This window comes from Maribacter sp. Asnod1-A12, assembly GCF_045063735.1.
Lineage (GTDB): Bacteria > Bacteroidota > Bacteroidia > Flavobacteriales > Flavobacteriaceae > Maribacter.
In genome coordinates, this window is sequence record NZ_JBEFNZ010000006.1 from 2,132,318 (window position 1) to 2,156,987 (window position 24,670).

The 24,670-nt window shown below is 34.6% G+C and carries 21 protein-coding genes and 1 tRNA gene; 13 read left to right on the top strand and 9 right to left on the bottom strand.

Going from position 1 to position 24,670, the window contains the following annotated elements; genetic code table 11:
* Positions 1-55: 55 nt before the first annotated feature.
* Complete coding sequence (locus tag ACJJVP_RS09070) at positions 56-2,374, bottom strand: chondroitinase-B domain-containing protein (protein ID WP_405412941.1); 2,319 nt, start codon at positions 2,372-2,374, stop codon at positions 56-58.
* A 132-nt stretch (positions 2,375-2,506) separates the two neighbouring features.
* Between ACJJVP_RS09070 and ACJJVP_RS09075 the strand changes: the two genes are divergently transcribed.
* Positions 2,507-3,457 carry a sugar phosphate isomerase/epimerase family protein gene (locus ACJJVP_RS09075; RefSeq protein ID WP_405412943.1) on the top strand — a complete coding sequence of 317 codons (951 nt, stop codon included), beginning with the start codon at positions 2,507-2,509 and terminating at the stop codon, positions 3,455-3,457.
* A 20-nt stretch (positions 3,458-3,477) separates the two neighbouring features.
* The gene (locus ACJJVP_RS09080) at positions 3,478-4,194 is read left to right on the top strand and encodes a ribonuclease activity regulator RraA (protein WP_405412945.1); all 717 of its coding nucleotides are present in this window, start codon (positions 3,478-3,480) and stop codon (positions 4,192-4,194) included.
* An 83-nt stretch (positions 4,195-4,277) separates the two neighbouring features.
* On the opposite strand, the gene ACJJVP_RS09085 is transcribed toward ACJJVP_RS09080, so the two are convergent.
* Together ACJJVP_RS09085 and ACJJVP_RS09090 are read right to left on the bottom strand one after the other, a co-directional pair.
* A complete protein-coding gene (locus tag ACJJVP_RS09085; protein WP_405412947.1) occupies positions 4,278-4,787 on the bottom strand; it encodes a peroxiredoxin-like family protein in 510 nt (169 codons plus the stop codon).
* A 103-nt stretch (positions 4,788-4,890) separates the two neighbouring features.
* On the bottom strand, positions 4,891-5,328 hold the full coding sequence (locus ACJJVP_RS09090) for a hypothetical protein (RefSeq protein WP_405412949.1): 438 nt from the start codon (positions 5,326-5,328) through the stop codon (positions 4,891-4,893).
* A 441-nt stretch (positions 5,329-5,769) separates the two neighbouring features.
* On the opposite strand from ACJJVP_RS09090, the gene ACJJVP_RS09095 reads away from it, so the two are divergent.
* From ACJJVP_RS09095 to ACJJVP_RS09110, 4 genes are all read left to right on the top strand, one after another.
* A complete protein-coding gene (locus tag ACJJVP_RS09095; RefSeq protein WP_405412951.1) occupies positions 5,770-6,159 on the top strand; it encodes a response regulator in 390 nt (129 codons plus the stop codon).
* Positions 6,160-6,340: 181 nt separating this feature from the next.
* Entirely contained in the window at positions 6,341-6,778 is a 438-nt protein-coding gene (locus ACJJVP_RS09100; RefSeq protein ID WP_405412953.1) for a response regulator, read from the top strand.
* 149 nt (positions 6,779-6,927) lie between these two features.
* Complete coding sequence (locus tag ACJJVP_RS09105; protein WP_299800734.1) at positions 6,928-7,368, top strand: DsrE family protein; 441 nt, start codon at positions 6,928-6,930, stop codon at positions 7,366-7,368.
* 280 nt (positions 7,369-7,648) lie between these two features.
* Positions 7,649-9,949 (top strand): DNA topoisomerase 3, encoded by a 2,301-nt coding sequence (locus ACJJVP_RS09110; protein ID WP_405412955.1) that lies wholly within the window; start codon positions 7,649-7,651, stop codon positions 9,947-9,949.
* Between the two features lie 40 nt (positions 9,950-9,989).
* On the opposite strand, the gene ACJJVP_RS09115 is transcribed toward ACJJVP_RS09110, so the two are convergent.
* Positions 9,990-10,062: transfer RNA gene (locus tag ACJJVP_RS09115), tRNA-Met, on the bottom strand.
* Between the two features lie 193 nt (positions 10,063-10,255).
* Here ACJJVP_RS09115 and ACJJVP_RS09120 point away from each other — a divergent pair.
* From ACJJVP_RS09120 to der, 4 genes are all read left to right on the top strand, one after another.
* The gene (locus ACJJVP_RS09120; RefSeq protein WP_405412958.1) at positions 10,256-11,620 is read left to right on the top strand and encodes an alanine/glycine:cation symporter family protein; all 1,365 of its coding nucleotides are present in this window, start codon (positions 10,256-10,258) and stop codon (positions 11,618-11,620) included.
* Complete coding sequence (gene era, locus ACJJVP_RS09125; protein ID WP_405412960.1) at positions 11,607-12,491, top strand: GTPase Era; 885 nt, start codon at positions 11,607-11,609, stop codon at positions 12,489-12,491. The genes ACJJVP_RS09120 and era overlap by 14 nt, the downstream gene beginning before the upstream one ends.
* 219 nt (positions 12,492-12,710) lie before the next feature.
* Positions 12,711-13,415 (top strand): acetyltransferase, encoded by a 705-nt coding sequence (locus tag ACJJVP_RS09130; RefSeq protein WP_405412962.1) that lies wholly within the window; start codon positions 12,711-12,713, stop codon positions 13,413-13,415.
* 80 nt (positions 13,416-13,495) lie between these two features.
* Positions 13,496-14,800 carry a ribosome biogenesis GTPase Der gene (gene der / locus ACJJVP_RS09135; RefSeq protein ID WP_036156478.1) on the top strand — a complete coding sequence of 435 codons (1,305 nt, stop codon included), beginning with the start codon at positions 13,496-13,498 and terminating at the stop codon, positions 14,798-14,800.
* 435 nt (positions 14,801-15,235) lie between these two features.
* On the opposite strand, the gene ACJJVP_RS09140 is transcribed toward der, so the two are convergent.
* Genes ACJJVP_RS09140 through ACJJVP_RS09160 form a run of 5 tightly spaced genes read right to left on the bottom strand, consistent with a single transcriptional unit; the run spans position 15,236 to position 18,372 of the window.
* Positions 15,236-16,030, bottom strand: coding sequence for a TPM domain-containing protein (locus ACJJVP_RS09140; protein WP_405412965.1), 795 nt, complete (start codon positions 16,028-16,030; stop codon positions 15,236-15,238).
* Positions 16,011-16,448 (bottom strand): TPM domain-containing protein, encoded by a 438-nt coding sequence (locus tag ACJJVP_RS09145; protein WP_405412968.1) that lies wholly within the window; start codon positions 16,446-16,448, stop codon positions 16,011-16,013. Before ACJJVP_RS09145 ends, ACJJVP_RS09140 begins: the two co-directional genes overlap by 20 nt.
* Positions 16,449-16,455: 7 nt before the next feature.
* A complete protein-coding gene (locus ACJJVP_RS09150) occupies positions 16,456-17,055 on the bottom strand; it encodes a LemA family protein (RefSeq protein WP_396633448.1) in 600 nt (199 codons plus the stop codon).
* Between the two features lie 10 nt (positions 17,056-17,065).
* Entirely contained in the window at positions 17,066-17,395 is a 330-nt protein-coding gene (locus ACJJVP_RS09155; protein WP_027066328.1) for a MerR family transcriptional regulator, read from the bottom strand.
* Entirely contained in the window at positions 17,395-18,372 is a 978-nt protein-coding gene (locus tag ACJJVP_RS09160; protein WP_073240362.1) for a M23 family metallopeptidase, read from the bottom strand. The genes ACJJVP_RS09155 and ACJJVP_RS09160 overlap by 1 nt, the downstream gene beginning before the upstream one ends.
* Positions 18,373-18,477: 105 nt before the next feature.
* Here ACJJVP_RS09160 and alaS point away from each other — a divergent pair, with 105 nt between their 5' ends.
* The 3 genes from alaS to ACJJVP_RS09175 all read left to right on the top strand — a co-directional run bounded on the left by alaS (position 18,478) and on the right by ACJJVP_RS09175 (position 24,636).
* On the top strand, positions 18,478-21,093 hold the full coding sequence (gene alaS, locus ACJJVP_RS09165; RefSeq protein WP_405412972.1) for an alanine--tRNA ligase: 2,616 nt from the start codon (positions 18,478-18,480) through the stop codon (positions 21,091-21,093).
* Positions 21,094-21,141: 48 nt separating this feature from the next.
* The gene (locus ACJJVP_RS09170) at positions 21,142-22,083 is read left to right on the top strand and encodes a GSCFA domain-containing protein (RefSeq protein ID WP_405412974.1); all 942 of its coding nucleotides are present in this window, start codon (positions 21,142-21,144) and stop codon (positions 22,081-22,083) included.
* 84 nt (positions 22,084-22,167) lie between these two features.
* Positions 22,168-24,636: a T9SS type B sorting domain-containing protein gene (locus ACJJVP_RS09175; RefSeq protein WP_405412977.1), complete on the top strand. Its 2,469-nt coding sequence runs from the start codon at positions 22,168-22,170 to the stop codon at positions 24,634-24,636.
* The last annotated feature ends 34 nt before the right edge of the window (positions 24,637-24,670 follow it).

The following is a 24,670-nucleotide window of genomic DNA, read 5'->3' on the forward strand; positions in this document are numbered from 1 at the left end:
TCGAAAGTTATTTGAAAACTGTTTTACACCAATAATGTAAATAATACTGGTTTCATTAGTACATTAATTTAAGCTTCAAATTCTCTTCAATTTTGATTTCTCCAGAGTTTAAAAGTTTGTTTTCAACTGGTTTTTGCCCTTTCTCTCCCCAAAGAACAGCAGTGTATTTTACAGGATTGTCTTCAAAGACATTGTTCGAGAACTCAACATTGACAATTCCGCGAGTTTCAATTAAAATATTACTTTCTTCTTGTTCTCCGCAATCTGTAAAGTTATTGCCCTCAAGCCATAAATTTCCGCCAATTGTAGATTCGTCATAACCTCCTCTGTAATATGAAACGACATTGCTTTGCACATTTTCAAATGTTGAATTTTTTATAATTAAGAATTCAGCATTGTAATCACCTTTATCGTTGGTTTCTTTATTTAGCTGTATACCGTTCAAACAATTCTTGATTTTTGAGTTAATGACAGAGACTGTGTCTGCAAACGAACCCTTTGAAACTTCTAAAACATTTTTAAAATTAGAAATTTCAACTTTGTCTATCCGCAAATCATATGCTTTTGACATATTTTTTTCTAAAGTGGCGAAAGCGTTAATGGTTTCTGTACCATTTATTTGAACATTAGAGATATTTAAATTTGCTTTAGGAAGTAAACGAAATGCAGCGGCTTCTTTGCTATTTTTGAAATTAAGTTTTGCTGGTTTTTTCGAATTTTTTGAAGTTATTGAAATTGTCTTATCTATAGGTAATTGTTGTGTTAGATCATAAGTGCCAGACGCTAAAATAATATGGTCTCCTGAAATTGAATTTTCAAGGGCAGCTACCAATTCATTATTAGTTTTTACCTGTATCTTTCTTTCTTTTATTTTAACATTTTCAGTAGAAAACCAGTCTGTACCATATTTTTTCTTGTCAATTAGCAAAATTCCATTTTCAACAGGTACGGTTATTGAACCAACGTTATTTTGTACTGTGCGATCTGCTCCGAACATATCAGTTTTAATTGTTTCGAAATCGAAGCCATTATATACTTCGTCAATATTTGAATTTGGAATAAAAAGGTATTCAGATGATGATTTTTGAACTAAATCGGTTGTTATAAAACCTTTAGTTTGTGTTTCACTTTTGTTAATTGAGTTACTATAATTATTTTTAAAGTTTACCCCATCTACTGTATCATAAGCGACAATAGGAAAATTATCGGGAGTTTGATTGTATATTAAATTATTCGCTACAATTGTTCTTACTGGTCTAGCCGATCTTATTTCTGAAGGAGGTAAAACTTCACTTTGATCTACGTTGGCTCCAACACTAAATTGGAAAGGAGATTTACAATCTACGTATGAATTGTAGGCAACAACTACATCTGTAACTTGATTATATCTATTTAAAGGAGATTTAGGTATACCGTTCATAACTGCTAACGGACTTCTAAAGGAAGAACCTTTAAGCTTGTAAAAATAATTGTTTGTAATCCAATGCCCTGTATTTATGACACGAATACCACCGATAAATTCTGAGTTGTCGTTTCCTATAAAAATGTTACCGTCAATTTTGGCGTAATTACCATGTCTTAAAACCAAAGAGCCTTCGCATTCAAAAAACACATTTTTAGAAAATTGGTTAAAATTAGACTTGCTTGAAATAATTTCAATTTCCCCATTACAACGGTCAAAAAAGTTATTTGCTACGTTAGCGTAAGAAGGTGTCATAGAAGTGTAACTATCACCAATTTGTAATGTTTCACCATGAGGTCCACCTTTTCGAGGTCTAGGTCCAAAATGATTTTCGGTAATTTGATGGTGATTGTTTATATGTTGATTGCCTTTTAGGTAAACACGAACAGTCGGTCCAAAATTTGATTTACCTGTAATATAATTATGGTCCAACTTATTATTTCTTCCCCATAATTCAACCCAATGATCACTAACATCGCGATCAGGTTGGGTAAAAGATTCAATTACACAATTGGTAACACGACAATTGTTAGCTATAGTATTGTTGTCAATTTTAAATTGAATAACCGTATTACTAGGTGTATGGCCATTTTTAAAATATAAGTCTTTTACAATTAAATATTGACCACCTATTTTTAAATTAGAAGCCCCTTCAATACTGACTTCGCCTTTAGCCTCTACCGTGAGTGTAATTGGTTTTTCTTTTGTTCCATTCCCTTTAAAGATAAATTCTACATCTTTCCATATACCTTTTGCCAAGACAATTACAGTACCGGGTTCTGCAGTTGAGACTGCTTTATCAAATTCACTAAGATTATGAACTAGAACGTTGCTTGATTCATTATTTCCCCAAGAAAATGTTGAGACTAGAATTAGCAATAAAACTACTTTGTTTAAAAATATATTTTTCATTGGAATTTGATGATATTGGTTAACCAATTTGGTTGACCAAAAATACATATATTTGTAAGACCTCCAAATTTTTAACATTAAATCTACCTATCAATCAATTGTAGGGTGGTTAAAATGAGAAAAAATAACAATATGATATCAAGACGAGAATTTGCAAAAAAAACTGCTACCGTATTGACAGCTATACCATTACTTCAGGTTAATAACCCTCTATTGGCATTTACTGGTAACGCTAAGGATAAATTGGAGATAAACTTATTTTCAAAGCATCTACAGTTTCTTGATTATAATGAAATGTCTGCCGCTGCCGCTGAAATAGGATTCAATGGTTTGGATTTAACAGTGCGACCTAAAGGGCATGTACTACCAGAAAGAGTTGAAGATGATTTGCCAATGGCGGTTCATGCCATGAAAAAATATGGGTTAAATATGCAGCTGTTTACTACCAACGTATGGGATGTTTCAAACGAAATTGATAAAAAAATTTTAGAAGCAGCAAGTAAAGAAGGTTTTAGTCACTATCGAACTGGGTGGTTGACGTACCCAAAAGACGTTTCAATTGTAGAAAGTCAGGCTAAATATGCTGGTGAAGCAGTTGAATTGTCGACTGTAAATAAAAACTTGGGCTTAGTGGGGTGTTATCAAAACCATGCAGGCAATCATGTTGGTGCACCGATTTGGGATTTGCCAGCAATTTTTTCCCAAACGGATAATCAATTTTTAGGATGTCAATATGATATTCGGCATGCAGTTGTAGAAGGTGGAAAAAGTTGGGAGTTAGATTTAAGAAGAATTCAGTCGTATATTAAATCTATCGTTGTTAAAGATTTTAAATGGGGAAAGAAAAATGGTAGTTGGGAACCTATTAACACACCTTTAGGTGAAGGTATGATAGATTTTAATCGATACTTTTCTTTACTTAAAAAATACAGAATTAATGTGCCGATATCTTTACATTTAGAATATGACCTTGGCGGCGCAGAACATGGTGCGACAAAAATTACAATGAGTAAAAAAGAAGTATTTGCAAGAATGAAAAAAGATTTGACTTTTATTGAAGATGCATGGCAAAGAGCTGAATAAAATAAATTAGAGAATAAATAATGACTAAAATAGCTATAGGAACAATAAACAAGTTAAGAAAGGTAAGTACTGCAACCGTTGCAACCTGTTTATTTAAAAAAGGACTAAAAAATCAGTTCATTCAAAATGTAAAACCTTTGAAATTCGGGAGGCCAACAATGGTAGGTGAGGCGTATACTTTACGTTATATACCTGCTCGCGAAGATTTAAATCCTATTTCGGTATTTAGGAATCCTAAGCATTTACAAAGAGTAGCTGTAGAAGAATGTCCAGAAGGTGCTGTTATGGTTATTGATAGCAGGCAAAATGCTAGAGCGGCATCTGCAGGTTCTATTCTGGTAACAAGACTAATGATTAGAAAAGCAGAAGGTATCATTACCGATGGTGGATTTAGAGATTCTGCTGAGATTGCGGACCTAGATTTTTCATCATACCATAATAGACCAACTGCACCTACCAACCTAACATTACATCAGGCAATTGCTATAAACGATCCTATTGGTTGTGGTGATGTTGCTGTTTTTCCGGGCGATATTATACTAGGAGATGATGATGGGGTTATGGTAATACCGGCTAACCTCGCTGATGAGGTTGCTGATGAATGCTTACAAATGACATTATACGAAGAATTTGTTTTGGAACAAGTTCAAGATGGTAAGCCTGTTATTGGTTTGTACCCAATGGTTGACGAAGGTATTAAGGTAATTTTTGAGAAATGGAAGTTAGAAAGAGGTTAATTAATAGTACTTGTGAAAAAGGCGGTCAATTTTTCTGAAGAATTGACCGCCTTTTTTATCTCTATATTAAAATGTAAGCTTTATTATTCGCCACCTCTAGCCGGATAATCGTTTTTGTTTACATAATCTATTGCATTCAAAATATCGTCCCAATGAGGTCTTGCAAATGGCATCGTTTGTATGGCGCTGGCATATAAAGTATTGTCAGGTCGTATTAAAAATAAACCTGGTTCTGAAAATATGTCGGGTTCTTTTTCAGATGTTTTTTTAGAAATATAAAGACCCCATTCGCGCGCAGTCTTAATAGGCAAATTATATCCAACGGGTAATTCTGGTATTTTCCACTCCTTGCCAGATTTCTTTGCACGTTCTTCACTATCGCAACTTATGGCAATCAAGTGAACGCCTCTGTTACTAAAATCTTTTAATCTAGTCGTAAGTTCTTCCAAATAATTTTTGCACACTGGGCAGTGTAAACCTCTGTAGAAAACCACCATTGTAAATGATCTGCTGTCTTGATCGTGTAAACTCCACTGTGCGTCATTAATCAAAGATATTTTTAATTCAGGTACTTCTAATGTGGGTTTTATCATTGTATTTTTTTATAATTAGTATTCTATAAAAATATAAGTGTTTCGGGCAAAAGCTTTGTTGCAAAACTTTTAGAATTGATTCAATAGGTGATATAGCTATTGATTATTCATTATCGGCTACCCATTGCTCATATTTAGCATATTGGCTAGTAGATAGAATACTTTCCATTTGACGATTACGTTCACTATCTAGACTACCTAACATTTCGCCACTTGCGGTATTGGCTTGTTTAGTTTTAAAACGATTCATTGCATTGGTAAATGTGCTAATTTGATTATCGCTCATATTAAGTTTGTTAAACATTTCTAAATCATCGGTACCTAAAATTTTTGAACTATTTTGGGTCATGCTATTGTTTATAGCTCCCGTTGACCCATTCACTTGTTTAACTGTGTCTTCTTGAATTTTTTTAGAATCAATATCTGTGGTTGTCATTTGCCCAAATTCGACTTCCGTTTTATTTGAAATAGTTTTCTTAGAGCTAGAACATGCGGTTAAAATAGTGGTTAATACTAAAGTAATTATGATTTTATTTTTCATCATTTTTATTTTAAAACTCTAAACGAAAATTATGTCTTTAAATAGATCTTGGTAGTCGTTATTAAGTTTAAAATTGACTTTGAAAGAAAATGAAGCACCAAGATATTTATCTCCTTTTATTAAGCTAAATTTATGTTGAAATGCACTACGTTCATCGCAATTTTTTTTATAGATTTAAAATGCACTCCTTATAAAGAAAGAGTCAGTTATACGTTTTAAGTGTTAATGGTTAGTGTTAGAAGCATATAGCTGGTACAGGGTCTCCATTTAATAGAGGCCTTTTTTTAAAACAAGACTTCATATTTTTAAGTGAAACAATTTTAAATGATTATACGGTATATTAATAGGTAGGAAATAGAAGTTGTAAAGAACGTAATATATTAAAGTGTATATTTATATTAGGTATAGTATGGTAACTAGGTTAATTTTAAAAGCTAATAAATGAGCTCAGTGTTTTTGGTAATAGATGATGATATGGTTTCGCAATTTACTGCGAGGTATGCGGTAGAACAGTGTAGTGGTGAGAGTCAAATTTATGTATGCGAAAGTGCACTAGAGGGTTTAGATTTGTTGACCAATCTTAAAATAACCAATAAACCTATACCTGATTATATATTAGTAGATTTAGTAATGCCTGAAATGAATGGTTGGGAGTTCATTGATAAACTGCAAAATTATAATAACAGTTCAAGAAAAATAAAGGTTTTTATAATGTCTGCTTTTACGAATTCTAAGGATAGGGAGAAAGCCAAAAATCATCAATTAATAGAAGGCTATTATGAAAAGCCAATATCTAAAAGTATGATTCAAAATATGATTAAAAGTTATTAAATCACTTAGATTTTATCCTATAAAAAGGACTTTATTGTTATCACATTTTTATTTACTGGTAGCATGAAGCTAATTTATCTTGTTATTTTTTCCTTTTGAGTTATCATTCAATTTTATTGGTCAAATTTTTTATATGATTTTCTCATATTTTTGGAGGAAACGCCATTATTACTTGGGAAAAATGAAAAATTTGAGAATTTACATTGCGGATGACGATTTAGATGATCGTGATTTTTTTATTGAGGCTCTAGAAAGCATCCCAATAAAAACCGAAGTAACTGAATACAATAATGGAGTAGACCTTATGGATAGGTTGTTCACAGATGTTAACTTGCCTCATGTTATTTTTTTGGATTTATATATGCCTATTATGGATGGTTTTGAGTGTCTTATTGATATCAGAAATTTCAAAAAATTTAAGGATATATACATCATTGCCTATTCTTCAATTTACAGAGATAGAGAAGTGAATCAGCTTAAAGAAGATGGTGCTAATCAATTCTTGAAAAAATCATCTTCCTTGAAAGAGTTAAGAGAGCTGTTGTCGAAGTCTTTGAGAAAGGTACCGTTCAAGAATGATGAAGTAGTACATAAAGATGAATTCGTTGTTCTATTGTAAATGAAGTGAACTTTGCTATAATTTTTATAATCGATTGATGGTGTTATGTAATGCAAATAAACGATTCCTTTTTTATCATCCCTAAATTAATATTTAGAACTATTTTTCTGTATTTTTAAATAACAAATACATCCATCAAAATAGAAATTATGAATAATATTTTACGAACACTTTTAGTAGTTATTGTAATGATTGCTAGTGGCACACAAGCATATGGACAAAAAAAATTAGACGAACAAGCTGTTGCCGATTTACAGAAAACACCTAAATATGGTTTTATACTTACTACAGAAAGACATTTTAAGGGTGTGCTAAGTATGTATGACCTTCTTATTGAGAACGGCGTTAAAATAGAGGATTATGAAATTGTGGTAAAAGGTAAAGTGGTGACCCAATTGGTAAAAGGTTCAGAGCTTGAAGAGTTCTTTAAAAAATATAAGGGAAAGGTGAAAGTAAGTGTATGCAGTGTTGCTATGGAGAAACTAGGGGTAGCAGAAGAAACACTTTTTGATGGTCTTGATGTTACGCCGACCGCATCGGTACGTGTACTGCAACTACAAGCAAACGGTTATAATACGTTAACCTATTAAGAGAATACATAAAAATTAAAATTAGCCTATATCTTTTTGATAGGAATTTTTTTTGAACACTCTGGGTAATTGGCATCATTTTTATGGTAGCTAAATAACTAGAATTAAAAAGCTTCTAAAACTCAGTTTTAGAAGCTTTTTATATACTATTACCTATAACAAACTATTTATATATTTGTCCAAATAAAAATGCCCGACGGTTGTGAATTTTAGTTTCATAAATAATATGACTGCTTAGACTAAAATCAATGCCTAAATCTTTAAATTTTCAATTCATAAAATGAAAGTCTGTATTGCCGAAAAACCATCTGTAGCTCGAGAAATCGCTTCTGTTCTTGGGGCAAATACCAAACATGACGGTTATTACGAAGGCAATGGCTATGCAGTAACCTACACCTTCGGACACCTTTGCACGCTCAAAGAGCCAAATGATTATAAACCACATTGGAAAAGTTGGGATTTGAATAATCTACCAATGTTACCCGAACATTTTGAAACCAAAGTGACTAAAGATTCTGGTATTCAAAAACAGTTTAAAATTATAAAGCAATTATTCGATAAGGCAGATGTTGTTATAAACTGTGGTGATGCCGGGCAAGAGGGAGAATTGATACAACGTTGGGTATTAAATCAAGCGAACTATAAAGGCAAAGTTGAAAGACTTTGGATTTCTTCACTTACCACAGAAGCGATAAAAGAAGGATTCAATAATTTAAAATCATCTACAGATTACGATAATTTATATTATGCAGGTTTTTCTCGTGCGATTGGCGATTGGCTTTTGGGTATGAATGCCACCCGTTTATACACTTTAAAACATGGTGGCTACAAACAAGTATTGTCTGTTGGGCGTGTACAAACACCAACCTTGGCTATGCTGGTAGACCGGTTTAAGGAGATAGAAAATTTTAAACCACAACCCTATTGGGAGCTACAAACATTATATCGCGAGACGTTGTTCAGTTATGAAGAAGGTCGTTTTTTGAAAGTAGAAGATGGCGAAAAACTTGCCAATATTGTAAAAGAACATGATTTCGAAATTGTTTCCACTACTAAAAAAGCGGGGAATGAATATGCACCAAAACTTTTTGATTTAACAGGGTTGCAAGTGTATTGTAACACCAAATTTGGATTTAGTGCAGACGAGACATTAAAGATTGTTCAGAAATTATACGAGCAAAAAGTAGTAACCTACCCAAGAGTAGATACCACATTTTTGCCTAATGATGTGTACCCTAAAGTTCCGGGAATACTTAAGAACCTTACGAAGTATGATACGCTAACGAAGCCTCTTGATGGTAAAAAAATAAAGAAAACCAAAAAGGTTTTTGACGATAGTAAGGTTACAGATCACCACGCTATTATTCCTACCGGTCAACAAATGAACTTGCAATACAACCAGCAGCAGGTTTATGATATCATTGTTCGTCGTTTTATAGCCGTATTCTATCCAGATTGTAAAGTTTCCAATACTACCGTAATCGGTAAAGCGGAAAAAGTACAATTTAAAACCACGGGAAAAGAGATTATAGAAAAAGGATGGCGTGTAGTTTTTGAAACACCTAATTCCGGCGCTAAAGAATCAGGAATATTACCGACATTTAAAAAAGGGGAAAAAGGACCTCATGAACCTTCGTTTCTTGAAAAGCAGACAAAACCACCAAAGCAGTATACAGAAGCATCGCTATTGCGTGCGATGGAAACTGCAGGTAAAAAGGTAGATGACGATGAACTTCGTGAGCTAATGAAAGAAAACGGAATTGGTAGACCTTCAACACGTGCCAATATAATAGAAACATTGTTTCGTAGAAAATATATAAAAAGGAATAAAAAACAAGTTATACCTACTGTTACAGGTATTCAATTAATAGATACCATTCAAAATGAAATGCTGAAGTCTGCCGAACTTACCGGTAAATGGGAAAAGCAATTAAAAGATATAGAGAAAGGTACTTTTAGTGCAGGTAGTTTTATCAAACAGATGAAACAAATGGTGGATCAATTGGTTTACGACGTTCGAAGTGAAACTAGAAAGGCTAATATTTCGGCTGTAAATAATAAGCCGGCAGCAGCGACTTCTAAGAAAATAGCAATTAAAAAGGCTACAGAAATAACATCAGAAGTTTGTCCTAAATGTAAGAAAGGAACCATACGAAAAGGGAAATCAGCCTATGGCTGTTCTGAGTTTAATAAGACTTGCGATTTTGTGATTCCTTTTAAATTTGAAGGAAAAACTATTTCAGAAAAACAATACATTAGGCTGTTTCAAAAAGGTTCGACAGTAAATTTAAAAGGCTTTAAAGTAAACAATGCTTCCGTTGAAGGTTTGGTTAGATTTGATGAAAGTTATAAGCTAAAGTTAGAACCTAAGAAGGTTAAAGTTCAGGCAAAGAATACTTCTGAAGAAAATAGTTGTCCTAAATGTAAAAAAGGTAATATCATAAAAGGAAAAACTGCTTACGGCTGTAGTGAACACAAAACCGGTTGCGACTTTCGATGTAGTTACGATACTATTCGTGAAAAAGCAAAAGGACGTCCATTAAGTAGAGAATTGGTATTTGAAATTTTTAGAGAAAATTAGATATAAAAAAAGCTTGTGAAACACAAGCCTTTAAACTTAGTAGCGGGGACTGGACTCGAACCAGCGACCTTCGGGTTATGAGCCCGACGAGCTACCTACTGCTCTACCCCGCGATATGGGTTTTTATTTCACTTATCTTGCGACTTCAGGTCATTAAGCTGACGAAATAAAGGTGCGCTACTATTTGTAACGGGCTGCAAATATACAATACATTTTCTCTTAATTCCAAACTTATTTAATAATATTTTTCAAGAGCATTATCTTTTAAAAAACATTAAATCCATAACTTCGGTTTTTTACAATTCTATGGATACAATTAATGACTTTATAGCAAGCGCATTGCCATATACTGAGTGGCCAATGTTTCTTTTATTAATAGGGGGTGGACTCTTTCTTGTCTTTTATTCAAAACTAATGCCTTATCGTTTTTTTGGTCATGCAATCGCAATTACTGCGGGTAAATATGATAATAAAGACTCAAAAGGAGATGTAAGTTCTTTTCAAGCCTTATCGGCAGCTGTTGCGGCAACAGTTGGTTTAGGAAATATTTCAGGAGTTGCTATTGCCATACATGATGGAGGTCCGGGTGTAGTTTTTTGGATATGGATGACTGCATTGATCGGTATGTGTATTAAATTTTACTCCTGTAGCTTGGCAATTATGTATCGCGGTACGGATTCGGATGGTAAGTTGCAAGGTGGACCTATGTATTATATCACTAAAGGATTAGGTAAAAAGGCTAGACCTTTAGCTATATTTTTCGCAGTTTGTGGACTGTTTGGGTTTTTAGGTGTGTTCACTGCTAACCAGTTTACGGAAACATTCATGAGCGTAGTTGATCCTGGAGCAAACATAATGGATATTAGCGACGAGAATTGGAAATGGACTATAGGTCTTATATTGGCCGTCATAACCTCATTTGTAATCTTCGGCGGATTAACCAAGATAGCGAAAGTTGCATCTGCAATAGTTCCATTCATGGTAGCTGTATATTTAGTTGCTGTAATAGCTGTAATGGCTATGAATTCAAGTCAAATAATGCCAGCTTTGAAAATGATATTTACAGAAGCTTGGAATTTTAAATCTTTAGCAACTGGAGGATTCTGGGGCTTGGTCATCATTGGTGTCCGTAGGGCGATGTTTTCAAATGAAGCAGGTTTGGGTAGTGCGCCAATGTACCATGGGCAATCTAAGAATGATGAACCAATTCGAGAGGGGTTGGTTGCCATGTTAGGTCCGTTTATAGATACTATTCTAGTATGTACTTTTACTGCAATTGTTATCATATTAAGCGGTGCATATTTAGAAGATTCTAGCGGAATAGTAATGACGTTATCGGCTTTTGAAAGAACCTTATTTGGTTGGGGAGATGTATTATTAATGGTCATTGTAACTGCCTTTGCATTGTCTACCTTATTTACTTATTCGTATTACGGCGTTAAATCTTTGTCTTTCTTGACCAATGCTAAAATCGGTAAGTTTTACAATTGGTATTTTGTAATAATGATTGTCTTCGCTGCAGTGGCATCATTAGAGTTAGTAAAGAATTTAATTGATTTGTCGTACGCACTAATGGTGATACCTAATATGATTGCCGTACTTTTGTTGGCTCCAAAGGTAAATGTGGAATTGAAGAAATATATATTAAAGTATAGAGATGGCAGATCATAAGGCGGGCTTCGTAAATATTATTGGTAATCCTAATGTTGGTAAATCAACTTTGATGAATGCTTTTGTGGGTGAAAAATTATCCATAATTACATCTAAGGCACAAACAACAAGGCACCGTATTTTAGGTATTGTAAACGGAGATGATTTTCAGATGATTTTGTCTGATACTCCAGGTATCATAAAACCTGCATATCAACTTCAAAGTAGTATGATGGATTTTGTGAAATCTGCTTTCGAAGATGCCGATGTACTTCTTTACATGGTTGAAATAGGAGAGAAGGCGTTAAAAGATGAAGCTTTCTTTGAGAAAATTAAAAATAGTAAAATTCCTGTTTTATTGTTGTTGAACAAAGTAGATACCGCTACGCAAGAATTGTTGGAAGAGCAGGTTCAGTATTGGCAAGAAATGTTGCCGAGTGTTGAGTTGCATCCTATATCTGCATTATCTAATTTTAATGTTAAAGGTGTTTTTGAGCGTATTATAGAATTATTGCCAATGTCACCGGCGTATTATCCAAAAGACCAATTAACGGATAAGCCAGAACGTTTTTTTGTAAATGAAACTATACGCGAGAAAATCTTATTGAACTACAAAAAGGAAATTCCTTATGCAGTTGAAATAGAAACCGAGGAATTTTTTGAAGATGAAGATATTATTCGCATGCGTGCCGTAATTATGGTAGAGCGCGATTCTCAAAAAGGTATTATTATTGGTCATAAAGGCTCAGCTTTAAAACGTGTAGGTGTAGAAGCAAGAAAAGACTTGGAGAAATTCTTCGGCAAACAAGTCCATATAGAATTATATGTAAAAGTGAATAAAAACTGGCGTAGCAATGCACGTCAATTGAAGCGTTTCGGTTACAATAAGTAATAATTGGTTATCTTAAATATAAGAGAAGATATTCAATTGAATATTATTAGAATACTTAATTTTTTTTGATGTTCTGATTGTTAGATGATTGGCTTATATTATCTATGCTTATTAACCTATTAAAGAAAATTTTTATCTCAAATTCATTTTTAAGCCTTCCTTCTGAAAAGAATAGACTATTTTTGCTTCATCGACAAAATGCTATAAAACCCCGATGAAATGCAGAATATAATTATTTTTGGTGCCTCCGGCCATGGTAGTGTAGTTTTGGATTGTTTGGAAAAAGAGGCTAAATATAATATAATTGGTTTTATAGATTCGTTTAAGCCTAAGGGATTTAGAATTAACGGTTATCAAGTATTAGGTAGTGAGTCAAATCTACCATTTCTAATCAATAGGTTTAATATTGTCGGTGGTATCGTTGCAATTGGTGATAATTGGACAAGAAAATTAATCGTTGATAAAATTCTCAAGATTTCACCTAATTTTAGTTTTATAAATACAGTTCATCCTAAGGCTATTATTGGTAAGGATATTCGATTGGGTTGTGGCAATGTATTTATGCCTGGTGCAATTGTCAATGCTAATTCTATAATTCATGACTTTTGCATTATAAATACAAATTCATCTTTAGGTCATGATGGAGTAATGGATTCATATTCTAGCTTAGCACCATCTGTATGCACAGGGGGGAGTTTAAAACTAGGTAGATTTTCTGCAGTTAGTTTGGGGGTAAATATAGTTAATGGTATAGAAATTGGTCAGCATTCTGTAATAGGAGCCGGTTCTCTTGTTGTTGATCATTTTGGAGATAACATAGTCGCTTATGGTTCTCCTGCAAGAATAGTACGTGAAAGAGCAATAGGTGAAGCATATCTTAGCACACCTAAAAAGCAACAAATTCCAAATTTTGCTTCTTTATAAGGTATTCGGTTTATATCTCTATTTAATAACTTATATTGTAATTGGAGCTATAAGTACTACCTTTGCCCCAAATTTAAGCTATGGGTGCTATTGTTGCCATTGTAGGGAGACCTAATGTAGGAAAATCAACATTTTTTAATAGATTAATTCAAAGACGCGAGGCTATTGTTGATGCCGTTAGCGGTGTTACTCGTGATCGCCATTATGGTAAGAGTGATTGGAACGGTAAAGAGTTTTCAATTATCGATACCGGCGGATATGTTGTTGGTAGTGACGATGTCTTTGAAAAGGAAATCGATAGGCAAGTTGAACTGGCGATAGAAGAAGCAGATGCTATAATTTTTATGGTGGACGTGGAGACTGGTGTAACCGGTATGGATGAAGATGTGGCTAAATTATTGAGACGAGTTAAAAAGCCAGTTTTTCTGGCAGTGAATAAAGTGGACAATGCCAAAAGAGCAGAAGATGCCGTTGAATTTTATTCTTTAGGTCTTGGCGAATATTTTACATTATCTAGTATAAATGGTGGTGGATCTGGGGAATTGCTAGATGCTTTGGTAGAAAAATTGCCAGATGTAGTTGAGGAAGAAAGTGACTTACCTAGGTTTGCTGTTGTTGGTAGACCCAACGCTGGAAAGTCTTCATTTATAAATGCTTTGATTGGTGAGGATAGATATATAGTTACGGATATAGCCGGTACTACAAGAGATAGTATCGATACAAAATATAATAGATTCGGATTTGAATTTAATCTGGTAGATACGGCAGGTATTCGTCGTAAGGCAAAGGTGAAGGAAGATTTAGAATTTTATTCTGTAATGCGTTCCGTAAGAGCTATTGAGCATTGCGATGTTTGTATTTTAATGTTAGATGCAACAAGGGGCTTTGATGGTCAGGTAGAAAATATATTTTGGCTTGCTCAGCGTAACCATAAGGGAATAGTAATTCTTGTGAATAAATGGGATTTGGTCGAGGATAAAGAGACCAATACCATAAAACACTATACCGATAAAATTAAAAAAGCCATTGAGCCATTTACTGATGTGCCAATTCTTTTTGTTTCTGTATTGACAAAGCAACGTATTTTTAAGGCAATAGAAACGGCGGTTGAGGTGTATAATAATCGTAATAAGAAGATTATTACCCGTAAGTTCAATGAAACGATGTTGCCAATAATTGAAAACTATCCGCCACCGGCATACAAAGGGAAGTTCGTTAAGATTAAATTTTGTACGCAATTACCGACTCCGTATCCGCAGTTTGCATTCTTTTGTAACCTGCCCCAATATGTGCGTGAGCCATATAAGCGTTATTTAGAGAATAAAATTCGTGAAGAATATGATTTCTCTGGTGTGCCAATTACGGTATTTATGCGAAAGAAGTAAGTTGCTTTAGAATTCAGGTGCTAGAGTTGAAAAATAAACTCTGATTATCAGATAGAGAAATAAGAAATGGTCAAGTATTTTGCGCAGCGGAATTATTTGATCATTTTTTTTAGTGTTAAGTCCAACTAACAGGAACCCATCCCTAGCCCCTCCCAGGAGGGGAACAGCTTCTGGCTTGTATTAAAAATTTTAGATAAAGCAGGTTAAGTGATACTTGTTGAAACATTGCTCCCAGCACTCAACAATCTCAAAACAAAAAAACGTAATCTTCCCCTCATGGGAGGGGGTAAAGGGGTGGGTGCTACTATGATGAAGATTGTAATAAACTCACAAACAAGAACCCGTCTATAATTCCTCCATAGAGAGTAACAGTTTTTCTGGCTTGAATTAAAAAATTTTGATAAAACTAGACTTAGTGATTGTTTGGTAACAAAACTACCACCCTCCAGAAGCGCCGCCGCCGCCAAAGCCGCCGCCGCCGAAACCTCCTCCGAATCCGCCACCACCAAAGCTTCCACCTCCGCCGCTACCGAATCCGCCACTAGAGCCGCTTGAGCGACCCATGTTGCTGAGAATAATCATATCCCACGGACTTAAACCTCCACGTCTTCGTCCCCCATTACTATCATTGTCGTCATTTTTTCGACTCCAAAGAATGAAGAGGATTACCACGAATATGATAAATGGTAAAAGAGATGAAAATGGAGTGCCGCTATTATTTCCAAAAGTTCTGTCTTCCTGAAATTCACCGGTTAAAACTTGAAAAATAACATCTGACCCTTTGTCGAGACCTCCGTAATAATCTCCGACTCTAAATTCTGGGAGAATTACATTTTCAATAATTCGTTTAGAAAGTGCATCAGTTAAAGAACCTTCAACGCCGTAACCAGTGCTAATAGCGACTTTTCTGTCGTTTTCAGCTAGAATAATGAGAATACCATTGTCTTTGCCTTCCTGGCCAATACCCCATTTTTGACCCCAGTTTGCACCAAGGTAATTGATGTTTTCACCGTTAGTACTCGCAATGATGGTAATTACAATCTGTGTTGAGGTGCTATCTGAATAACGAACCAGTTTTTGGCTTAAAGCTACTTTTTGCTGATCGGTAAGAAGGTTGGTGTAATCATAGACACTTGTTGGTAATGCCGGTTTTTCGGGTATCTCAAATTGGCTCCATGACGGAGTGCACCAAAGAAAAAGAATTACAAGGCTAACCTTTAGATATCTCATTGCTTAATTCGTTGGTGTCATCTGATAGCCAAGGAAAATGACTTCTTAGTTCTTCGCCAGCTTTTAAAACTCCGGCAACGAGTCCGTCTTTAAAAGCTCCCTTTTCAAATTGTGTTTGAATACTATTTTTAGTAGTTTGCCAAAAATCTTTGGGTACAACCTTATCTATACCTTTGTCACCACATATAACAAACTTCTTGTCGGTTACAGCAACATATATCAATACTCCGTTTTCTTGCTTAGTGTTATCCATTTTCAATAAATGAAAAACCTCTTTAGCGCGATCGTAGTGGTCTTTTCGGGTATGACCCTCAATATGTACCCTAATTTCGCCAGAAGTATTCTTTTCGGCCTTAAGAATAGCCTCTACTACCTCTTGCTCTTCAGTTGCCGATAAAAAATCTTCTACTTTAGACATAGGCCTGTTATTCAAAATCAAAATCTACATCAGGCGCATCTTCTGAACCAGCATCTGCTTTGTAATAAGCTAGTTCATCAAAATTTAGAAAACCTGCCAATATAGAATTAGGGAATTTTTTAATGTGTAGGTTGTAAGGTTCTACAGTTGCGTTGAATCTATCTCTTGCTACGTTAATTCTATTTTCAGTACCTTCTAATTGTGATTGTAGCTCTAGAAAGTTTTGATTTGCTTTTAAGTCAGGATAGCGTTCTACCGTTACCAATAGTTTGCTTAATGCTCCACTTAGCCCACTTTGTGCTTGGTTGAATTGTGCCAGTTGCTCAGGTGTAATATTAGTAGGGTCAATATTGACCGATGTTGCTTTTGCTCTAGCTTCGATAACATCTGTCAAAGTACCTCTTTCAAAATCTGCAGCGCCTTGTACTGTTTTTACAAGATTACCAATTAAGTCATTTCTACGTTGGTAGGCACTTTCTACATTTGCCCAAGTTTTGGTAGATGTCTCTTTTAATGCAACGGCAGTGTTGTTGAAGCCAACGCCCCACTGGTATAGTCCAAATGCTAAAACAGCGATGACAATTAATGCAATTAGTCCTTTTTTCATAATGGTTGTGTTATAACTGGTCTTTAATTTTATTTAGTTCTGCTTTAACGCGTTCTAATTTTTGAATAATATCAAAATTAGAAAGTGTTTTCTGCTTTTCTTCTTTTAAATGAGTTTTGGCGCCATCGAGAGTAAAACCTCTTTCTTTTACCAAATGATATATTAATTGAAGATTTTTAATGTCTTGGGGAGTGAATTTTCTATTTCCCTTCGCATTTTTTTTAGGTTGAAGCACGTCGAATTCTTTCTCCCAAAAACGAATTAGTGAAGCGTTTACGCCAAAGGCACGGGCGACCTCTCCAATACCATAATATCTTTTTTCAGGGAGTTCTATCTGCATTAATCCAGAGATTGGTTTTCTTGATTAGCGAATTTCAACATATTTTCGAATTCTTCTGGCGATAAACTGCCATAGTAGAAATTCATAGGGTTGATTCTATCATTGTCTTTCCATACTTCATAATGAAGGTGTGGAGCTTCTGAGCGACCTGTGCTTCCTACGAAACCTATTAAATCGCCTCTTTTTACTTTTTGTCCTTTCTTAACATTGTACTGGCTTAAGTGAGCATATAGACTCAAATATCCATATCCATGTTCAATACGAATATGTTTTCCGTAGCCAGATGAGTTATTGTCAGCTCTAGTGATTTTACCGTCCCCTGCTGCATATATAGGTGTACCTTTTGGAGCGGTAAAATCCATACCATAATGCATTTTTCTAGCCTTGGTAAAAGGGTCTGAGCGCCAACCATAACCAGAAGCCATACGTTTTAGGTCTTCATTGTTGATAGGTTGAATAGCTGGTATCGACATTAATAATTTTTCTTTTTCCTCTGCTAGCTTGGTAATTTCATCCAATGATTTAGATTGAATGGCCATTTGCTTTTTAATGATATCTAGTCTTTTTGTAGTAGAAACGATCATTTCAGAATTATTAAAACCTTCTAATGATTTATATCGGTTTATACCACCAAATCCAGCTTTACGCTGCTCGTCAGGTATTGGGTTGGCTTCAAAATATAGACGGTAAATATTGTTGTCACGGTCTTCGATATTACCTAGAACCTCTTCAATTTGTTCCATTTTCTTGTTCAAAAGCTCGTACTGAAGTTCATAATTTTTGACTTCACGAGATAAAGAAAGCTCCCTTGGTGTATTGACTAAGTTGGTGTTAAGCAGAAGAATAAGTGCCAAAAAACCAAAAAGGCATGAGCCCAAAATAAAGAAGGCTATATTTCTATAACGTTTAGATTTTTCGGGTTCTATTTTACGGTACGACAGCGTGTCTGGGTCGTAATAGTATTTTACCTTAGACATGAATGTTATTTATCCTATTTTTGTTTTTTCAATTATTAGGGAACAAACAAATATAAAGATAGTTTTATATAAACCGTTAAAATTTGTAAAAGCTTAGCATTTTAGATGAATTCCAAAGATACAAGAACTCAATTTCTGAATTTTTTCAAAGGTAAAGAACACAAAATCGTGCCTTCTGCACCAATGGTCATTAAAGATGATCCGACCCTGCTTTTTACAAATGCGGGTATGAATCAGTTTAAAGAATACTTTTTAGGTATAAGTCAGCCAAAAAGTTCTAGAGTGGTAGATACCCAAAAATGTTTACGTGTAAGCGGTAAACATAATGATTTAGAGGAGGTTGGTAAAGATACCTATCACCATACCATGTTCGAGATGTTAGGTAATTGGAGTTTTGGCGATTATTTTAAGGAAGAAGCCATTACCTGGGCTTGGGAGTTATTGACGGAAGTTCTTAAAATTGATAAGGACAGTTTATATGTGTCGGTTTTTGAAGGAAGTGATGATGCTGACCAATTAAAGTTGGATACTGAAGCTTTTGATCTTTGGAAAGGTATTGTGCCTGAAGATAGAATTATCATGGGCAACAAGAAAGATAACTTCTGGGAAATGGGCGATCAAGGTCCTTGTGGACCATGTTCAGAGATTCATGTAGATATTCGTTCAAAAGAAGAAAAGGCAAAAGTTTCTGGAGCAAGTTTGGTCAATCAAGATCATCCGCAGGTAGTGGAGATTTGGAATCTTGTATTCATGCAATACAACCGTAAGGCAGATGGCTCTTTAGAAAATTTACCGGCGAAACATGTAGATACGGGTATGGGTTTTGAGCGTCTTTGTATGGTGTTACAGGGAGTTCAAAGTAATTACGACACCGATATTTTTACCCCGTTAATTAGAGAAATAGAAACGATTACAGATTCTGATTACGGTAAAAATGAAGAAATTGATATAGCCATTCGCGTAATTAGTGATCACATACGTGCTGTTGCGTTTTCAATTGCAGATGGTCAGTTACCAAGCAATACAGGTGCAGGTTATGTAATAAGAAGAATATTAAGAAGGGCAGTAAGGTACGGATTCACATTTTTAGATATCAAAGAGCCTTTTATGTTTCGTTTGGTAAGTGTACTTATTAAATCTTTGGGTGATGCATATCCTGAATTGAAAGAACAAAAGCAACTGATTGAAAACGTAATTAAGGAAGAAGAGCACTCTTTCTTGAAAACCCTTGATCAAGGATTATTGCTATTAGATACGATTATAAAAAATACCAAAGGCAAAACAGTTGATGGCGGTAAAGCTTTTGAATTGTATGATACTTTCGGATTTCCTATAGATTTAACTGCTCTAATTCTAAGTGAAAAAGGATATAAATTAGATGAAGCGGGGTTTGATGCGGCTATGCAACAGCAGAAAAATAGATCAAAATCCGCATCAACAATATCTAAAGAAGATTGGGAAGTTTTACAGGACGATAACGAACAGGAGTTTGTTGGTTATGATATGCTAGATGTTGAAGTGAAAATTACAAAATACCGTAAAGTAGTTTCAAAAAAAGACGGAACACAGTTTCAGTTGGTATTTAATCTAACTCCATTTTACGCAGAAGGTGGTGGTCAAGTCGGTGATAAAGGATATTTAGAGGATACTCATGGAGATGTAGTGTATATTACGGATACCAAGAAAGAGAATAACGAAATCATTCATTTTACTAAAAATCTGCCAAAACATTTAAGAGAGAATTTTAAAGCGGTAGTCGATAAAAAACAGCGTAATAGAACAGAGGCAAACCATACGGCAACGCATTTGTTGCATCAGGCTTTACGCGAAATTTTAGGAAAACACGTAGAACAAAAAGGATCTTCTGTACATTCAAAATATTTACGATTCGATTTTTCTCACTTCTCTAAAATGACACAGGAAGAATTGCAAGATGTAGAGAATTTTGTGAATGCTCGTATAGACGGACATTTACAACTTCAAGAAGAAAGAAATGTACCAATGAAAGCTGCAATTGCAGATGGTGCAATGGCATTGTTTGGAGAAAAATACGGAGACGCCGTTAGAACAATTCGTTTTGGTCAGTCCATAGAATTATGTGGTGGTACGCATGTGAAAAACACAGCGGATATCTGGCAGTTTAAAATTAAATCTGAAGGTGCTGTAGCTGCAGGAATAAGAAGAATTGAAGCAATTACAGGTGATGCGGTTAAGGATGTACATGTATATAACGATAAATTGTTATCTAAGATAAAAGTGGTTTTGGGTAATACTCAAGATCCTGTGAAGTCGGTTTCTAGTCTTCAGGAAGAGAATAGTAGTCTTAAAAAGCAGGTAGCCGAATTGTTGAAAGACAAAGCGAAAAACTTAAAAGGTGATTTGCTTTCTGAACTTGAAGAAGTAAACGGAGTTCAATTTCTAGCAAAGAAAATTGACTTGGATGCCGCCGGTATAAAGGACTTAAGTTTTGAAATGGGAAGTAATAAGAATAATTTGTTTTTACTTTTTGGTACGGAGCAAAATGGTAAAGCTTTATTGTCTTGTTATATATCTAAAGAATTGGTTGCTTCTAAGAATTTGAATGCTGGAACCATTGTTCGTGAGCTTGGTAAGTATATTCAAGGTGGTGGTGGTGGTCAACCCTTCTTTGCAACAGCAGGTGGTAAAAACCCGGCAGGTATAGCAGATGCTTTGGCACAGGCTAAAAGTTATTTGAATTAAACGGTTTTTGATGTTTAAGAAGTTCAATGGTTAATAAACTTTAATAGTATGAATCTCTTAACTCAAATACCTTTATCGAAATCTGAAAGCCCAATTGATTATTCAAGTCAGTTGTTACTTTTGGGTTCTTGTTTTTCAGAGAATATTGGGGCTAAACTAGAATACTTTAAATTCCAGGGATTACAGAATCCGTTTGGGATATTGTTTCATCCTCTGGCAATTGAAAAACTCATTCAAAAGTCTGTGCATCAAGAGTTAGTTACTGAGAAAGATGTGTTTAATAAGAATGAGCAATGGCATAGTTTCGATGCACATTCTTGCTTAAGTAATCCATCCAAAGAAAAAATTATTGACGATTTAAATGAAGCAGTACAAAACACTACTACGCAACTAAAAAAAGCAAGTCACATCATTATCACTTTGGGTACCACATGGGTATATCGTAATAGTGCGAGTGAAAAAGTTGTTGCTAACTGTCATAAAGTACCTCAGGCAAATTTCACAAAAGAGTTATTGAATGTTGATGATGTTAAAGAGAGTTTAGAGCGTACTATTGAAATGGTGCGTTCAGTAAATCCGGCTGCACAATTTATATTTACGGTATCACCTGTTAGGCATTTAAAAGACGGCTTTTTAGAAAATCAATTAAGTAAGGCGCATCTAATTGCTGCGGTACATAAGGTGCTGAATGATGGTATTTCCTATTTCCCTAGTTATGAAATTATGATGGATGAACTTCGAGATTATCGTTTTTATGCTAAGGATATGATTCACCCTAACGAAGTGGCAATAGATTATATATGGGAGAAGTTTTGCGAAGTATGTATTGCTTCTAATGTTTATCCTACGATGAAAAAGATTGAAAAAATACAAAGAGGGATTCTTCATAAGCCGTTCAATGAAAAATCAGAACAGCACCAGAAATTTCTTGTAAAACTAAATATGTTGAAATCTGAAATTCATAAAGAGTATCCAGACCTTGTTTTCTAGACTAATTAGGAACTTTGTCGAATTTTTTTAGGCTTGGATATTAATACTATAGTTTTTTCAGTACTTTCCAGTTTTACGTCTAATATGATTAAAAAATTAAGCTGTTTTATTTTATTAATGTTTAGTGTAATTACTGCTAGCGCTCAGCTTCCATTAGTTGAGTTAGAGGCATTACAAGCGTTATATAATGACACCGGAGGTCCTAACTGGGTTAGTGAGACAGATGTAGATCCTACCAATGATTGGGTGTTTGCCACACCGTTATCTGCTACCGTTGTATCCAATGATTGGTATGGTATAACCTTTGATGGTAAAAATGTTTTATCTATTGATTTGGATAATAATTCGAATACCGGAAACAATTTAATAGGAACAATACCGATTGAAATCGGTAATTTCCAGAACTTAATCTTTCTAGACCTTTCCGATCAAACTAACCTCACTGGTCCTATTCCAGATAGTATAGGTAATCTTTTAAACCTTGAAAATTTATTTTTAAATGGCAATGAGTTATCAGGGGTCATACCTTCGGTTTTAGGAGATTTAAGTAATTTGGTGACATTATGGTTAGGTTCAAACAATTTAAGTGGAAATATACCGACCGAACTTGGTAACTTAAGTAATTTAGAGACTTTACTGCTTTCAGGGAATCAACTTACTGGAACTATACCTATTGAGTTAGGAAACCTAAATAACTTAGTATCTCTTTGGCTTTCTATAAATGAACTTACTGGTGAAATTCCCGCTGAATTAGGATTGCTTTCAAATTTGAGGCAATTACTTTTAAGCAATAATAATCTTACAGGAGAAATTCCTGAAACTATTTATGATTTAAGTAATTTAGTGACTTTGCAATTGGAATCAAATCAGTTAGAAGGCGCTATTTCTCCATTGGTTGAAAACTTAATTTCCTTAGAGTCTTTAATACTTCGATTTAATCAATTTGAGGGTGATTTGCCAGAGGAAATTGGAAATATTACTACATTACTTACATTATGGCTAGGTCAAAATAATTTTACGGGAACTATACCCGATTCTTTCTCAGGTCTAATAAATTTAGGGTCATTTGAAATTAATGATAATAACATAGAAGGTGTTTTACCTGCCGGTTTGGTAAACTGGACCAATCTAAGTTCTTTTGATATTTACAATAATAATATTGAGGGAGATGTGCCAAATTTTGTTTTTTTAAATGAGGGTTCATTTAGAATTTATGGTAACCGTTTTCAATTTGGTGATTTTGAAGATGAATTTAATTATTATAATGGTTTTAATAATTTTGTTGATACTCCACAGGCATTAGTAGATAATATTGAAAATATAACAGGATGTGTTGGTGGTTCTTTGACCTTGACCACTTCGGTTAGCGGCAGTGCAAACGTATATGAGTGGTTTAAAGATGGTGTTGCTATACCTAGTTCAAATACTCCAGATTTAGTATTGACAAACCTTCAATTAGAAGATACTGGCGTTTATACATGCGAAATTAGGAGCACTATCGTAACAGATTTGGTGTTGGAGAGAAACCCAATTACGTTAACAGTGAATAACGACGGACCTACGGCAAACGATATTGATGATATAGTACTATGTGATATCGATACCGACGGATTTGCAACATTTAATTTAGATTTGACGGCTATAGAATCTCAAGTAGTAGGTAGTCAAACAGGATTAACGGTTTCCTATTTTGACGCCACGGGAAGTCAAATAACATTAACAAGTTCATTTGATAATACTACAGCAAATCAACAAGATATTACAGTTAGGGTGGAAGCATCTGAAACCTGTTTTGATGAGACTGTTTTTAGTCTTATTGTAAATCCTTTGACCGTGGCAGATGTGTTCTCTGATGTCGAAGTTTGCAACGCTTATATTCTACCGGCATTGAGTGCAGGGAATAACTATTATACAACTACAGGGGGTACAGGAACGATATTGAATGCAGGTGAAGAGATTACCGAATCGCAAACAATATACGTGTATGCATGGAGTGCTACGGGAGCGGAAGATTGTTTTGATGAAAGTAGTTTTTTCGTTGATATCACTGAGGTCTCAGTTGCAGAGTTCGATGATGTAACGGCTTGTCTTACGTATACACTACCAACATTACCAGATGGACAGGATTACTATAGTGAAGCAGATGGTAATGGAGTTATTTTATTGGCTGGTGATGAAATTTCAACGTCCATGACTATTTATGTATTTGCAGAAGAGAATGGTTGTTTTAGTCAATCTAGATTTACGATAAATATAGATGCTGTTGCTTGCCAAGGTGTAGAGTCTTTGGCGTTGCCTAAGTTTTTTACTCCTAATAATGATTCATATCATGATGTTTGGGATACTTCAAAACTATCTGGTACAGGTGATATAGGTATATTTATTTATGATCGTTATGGTAAGCTCTTAAAGCAGCTTGATCCTAACGCTTCTAATAGTGCTTGGGATGGTATGTATGATGGCAAGCAAATGCCTTCAACTGATTATTGGTTCAAATATCTGAATTACGATACCAGAATACATCTTTCGGGTCATTTTTCGTTAAAACGATAGGCTTATATATTCGTTTGTTCCTTAATTTCAAATA

Bases quoted from the DNA above. Each gene is read 5' to 3' on its own strand.
- ACJJVP_RS09070 (WP_405412941.1), bottom strand. From the start codon at position 2,374: ATGAAAAATATATTTTTAAACAAAGTAGTTTTATTGCTAATTCTAGTC.
- ACJJVP_RS09075 (WP_405412943.1), top strand. From the start codon at position 2,507: ATGATATCAAGACGAGAATTTGCAAAAAAAACTGCTACCGTATTGACA.
- ACJJVP_RS09080 (WP_405412945.1), top strand. From the start codon at position 3,478: ATGACTAAAATAGCTATAGGAACAATAAACAAGTTAAGAAAGGTAAGT.
- ACJJVP_RS09085 (WP_405412947.1), bottom strand. From the start codon at position 4,787: ATGATAAAACCCACATTAGAAGTACCTGAATTAAAAATATCTTTGATT.
- ACJJVP_RS09090 (WP_405412949.1), bottom strand. From the start codon at position 5,328: ATGAAAAATAAAATCATAATTACTTTAGTATTAACCACTATTTTAACC.
- ACJJVP_RS09095 (WP_405412951.1), top strand. From the start codon at position 5,770: ATGAGCTCAGTGTTTTTGGTAATAGATGATGATATGGTTTCGCAATTT.
- ACJJVP_RS09100 (WP_405412953.1), top strand. From the start codon at position 6,341: ATGAAAAATTTGAGAATTTACATTGCGGATGACGATTTAGATGATCGT.
- ACJJVP_RS09105 (WP_299800734.1), top strand. From the start codon at position 6,928: ATGAATAATATTTTACGAACACTTTTAGTAGTTATTGTAATGATTGCT.
- ACJJVP_RS09110 (WP_405412955.1), top strand. From the start codon at position 7,649: ATGAAAGTCTGTATTGCCGAAAAACCATCTGTAGCTCGAGAAATCGCT.
- ACJJVP_RS09120 (WP_405412958.1), top strand. From the start codon at position 10,256: ATGGATACAATTAATGACTTTATAGCAAGCGCATTGCCATATACTGAG.
- era (WP_405412960.1), top strand. From the start codon at position 11,607: ATGGCAGATCATAAGGCGGGCTTCGTAAATATTATTGGTAATCCTAAT.
- ACJJVP_RS09130 (WP_405412962.1), top strand. From the start codon at position 12,711: ATGCAGAATATAATTATTTTTGGTGCCTCCGGCCATGGTAGTGTAGTT.
- der (WP_036156478.1), top strand. From the start codon at position 13,496: ATGGGTGCTATTGTTGCCATTGTAGGGAGACCTAATGTAGGAAAATCA.
- ACJJVP_RS09140 (WP_405412965.1), bottom strand. From the start codon at position 16,030: ATGAGATATCTAAAGGTTAGCCTTGTAATTCTTTTTCTTTGGTGCACT.
- ACJJVP_RS09145 (WP_405412968.1), bottom strand. From the start codon at position 16,448: ATGTCTAAAGTAGAAGATTTTTTATCGGCAACTGAAGAGCAAGAGGTA.
- ACJJVP_RS09150 (WP_396633448.1), bottom strand. From the start codon at position 17,055: ATGAAAAAAGGACTAATTGCATTAATTGTCATCGCTGTTTTAGCATTT.
- ACJJVP_RS09155 (WP_027066328.1), bottom strand. From the start codon at position 17,395: ATGCAGATAGAACTCCCTGAAAAAAGATATTATGGTATTGGAGAGGTC.
- ACJJVP_RS09160 (WP_073240362.1), bottom strand. From the start codon at position 18,372: ATGTCTAAGGTAAAATACTATTACGACCCAGACACGCTGTCGTACCGT.
- alaS (WP_405412972.1), top strand. From the start codon at position 18,478: ATGAATTCCAAAGATACAAGAACTCAATTTCTGAATTTTTTCAAAGGT.
- ACJJVP_RS09170 (WP_405412974.1), top strand. From the start codon at position 21,142: ATGAATCTCTTAACTCAAATACCTTTATCGAAATCTGAAAGCCCAATT.
- ACJJVP_RS09175 (WP_405412977.1), top strand. From the start codon at position 22,168: ATGATTAAAAAATTAAGCTGTTTTATTTTATTAATGTTTAGTGTAATT.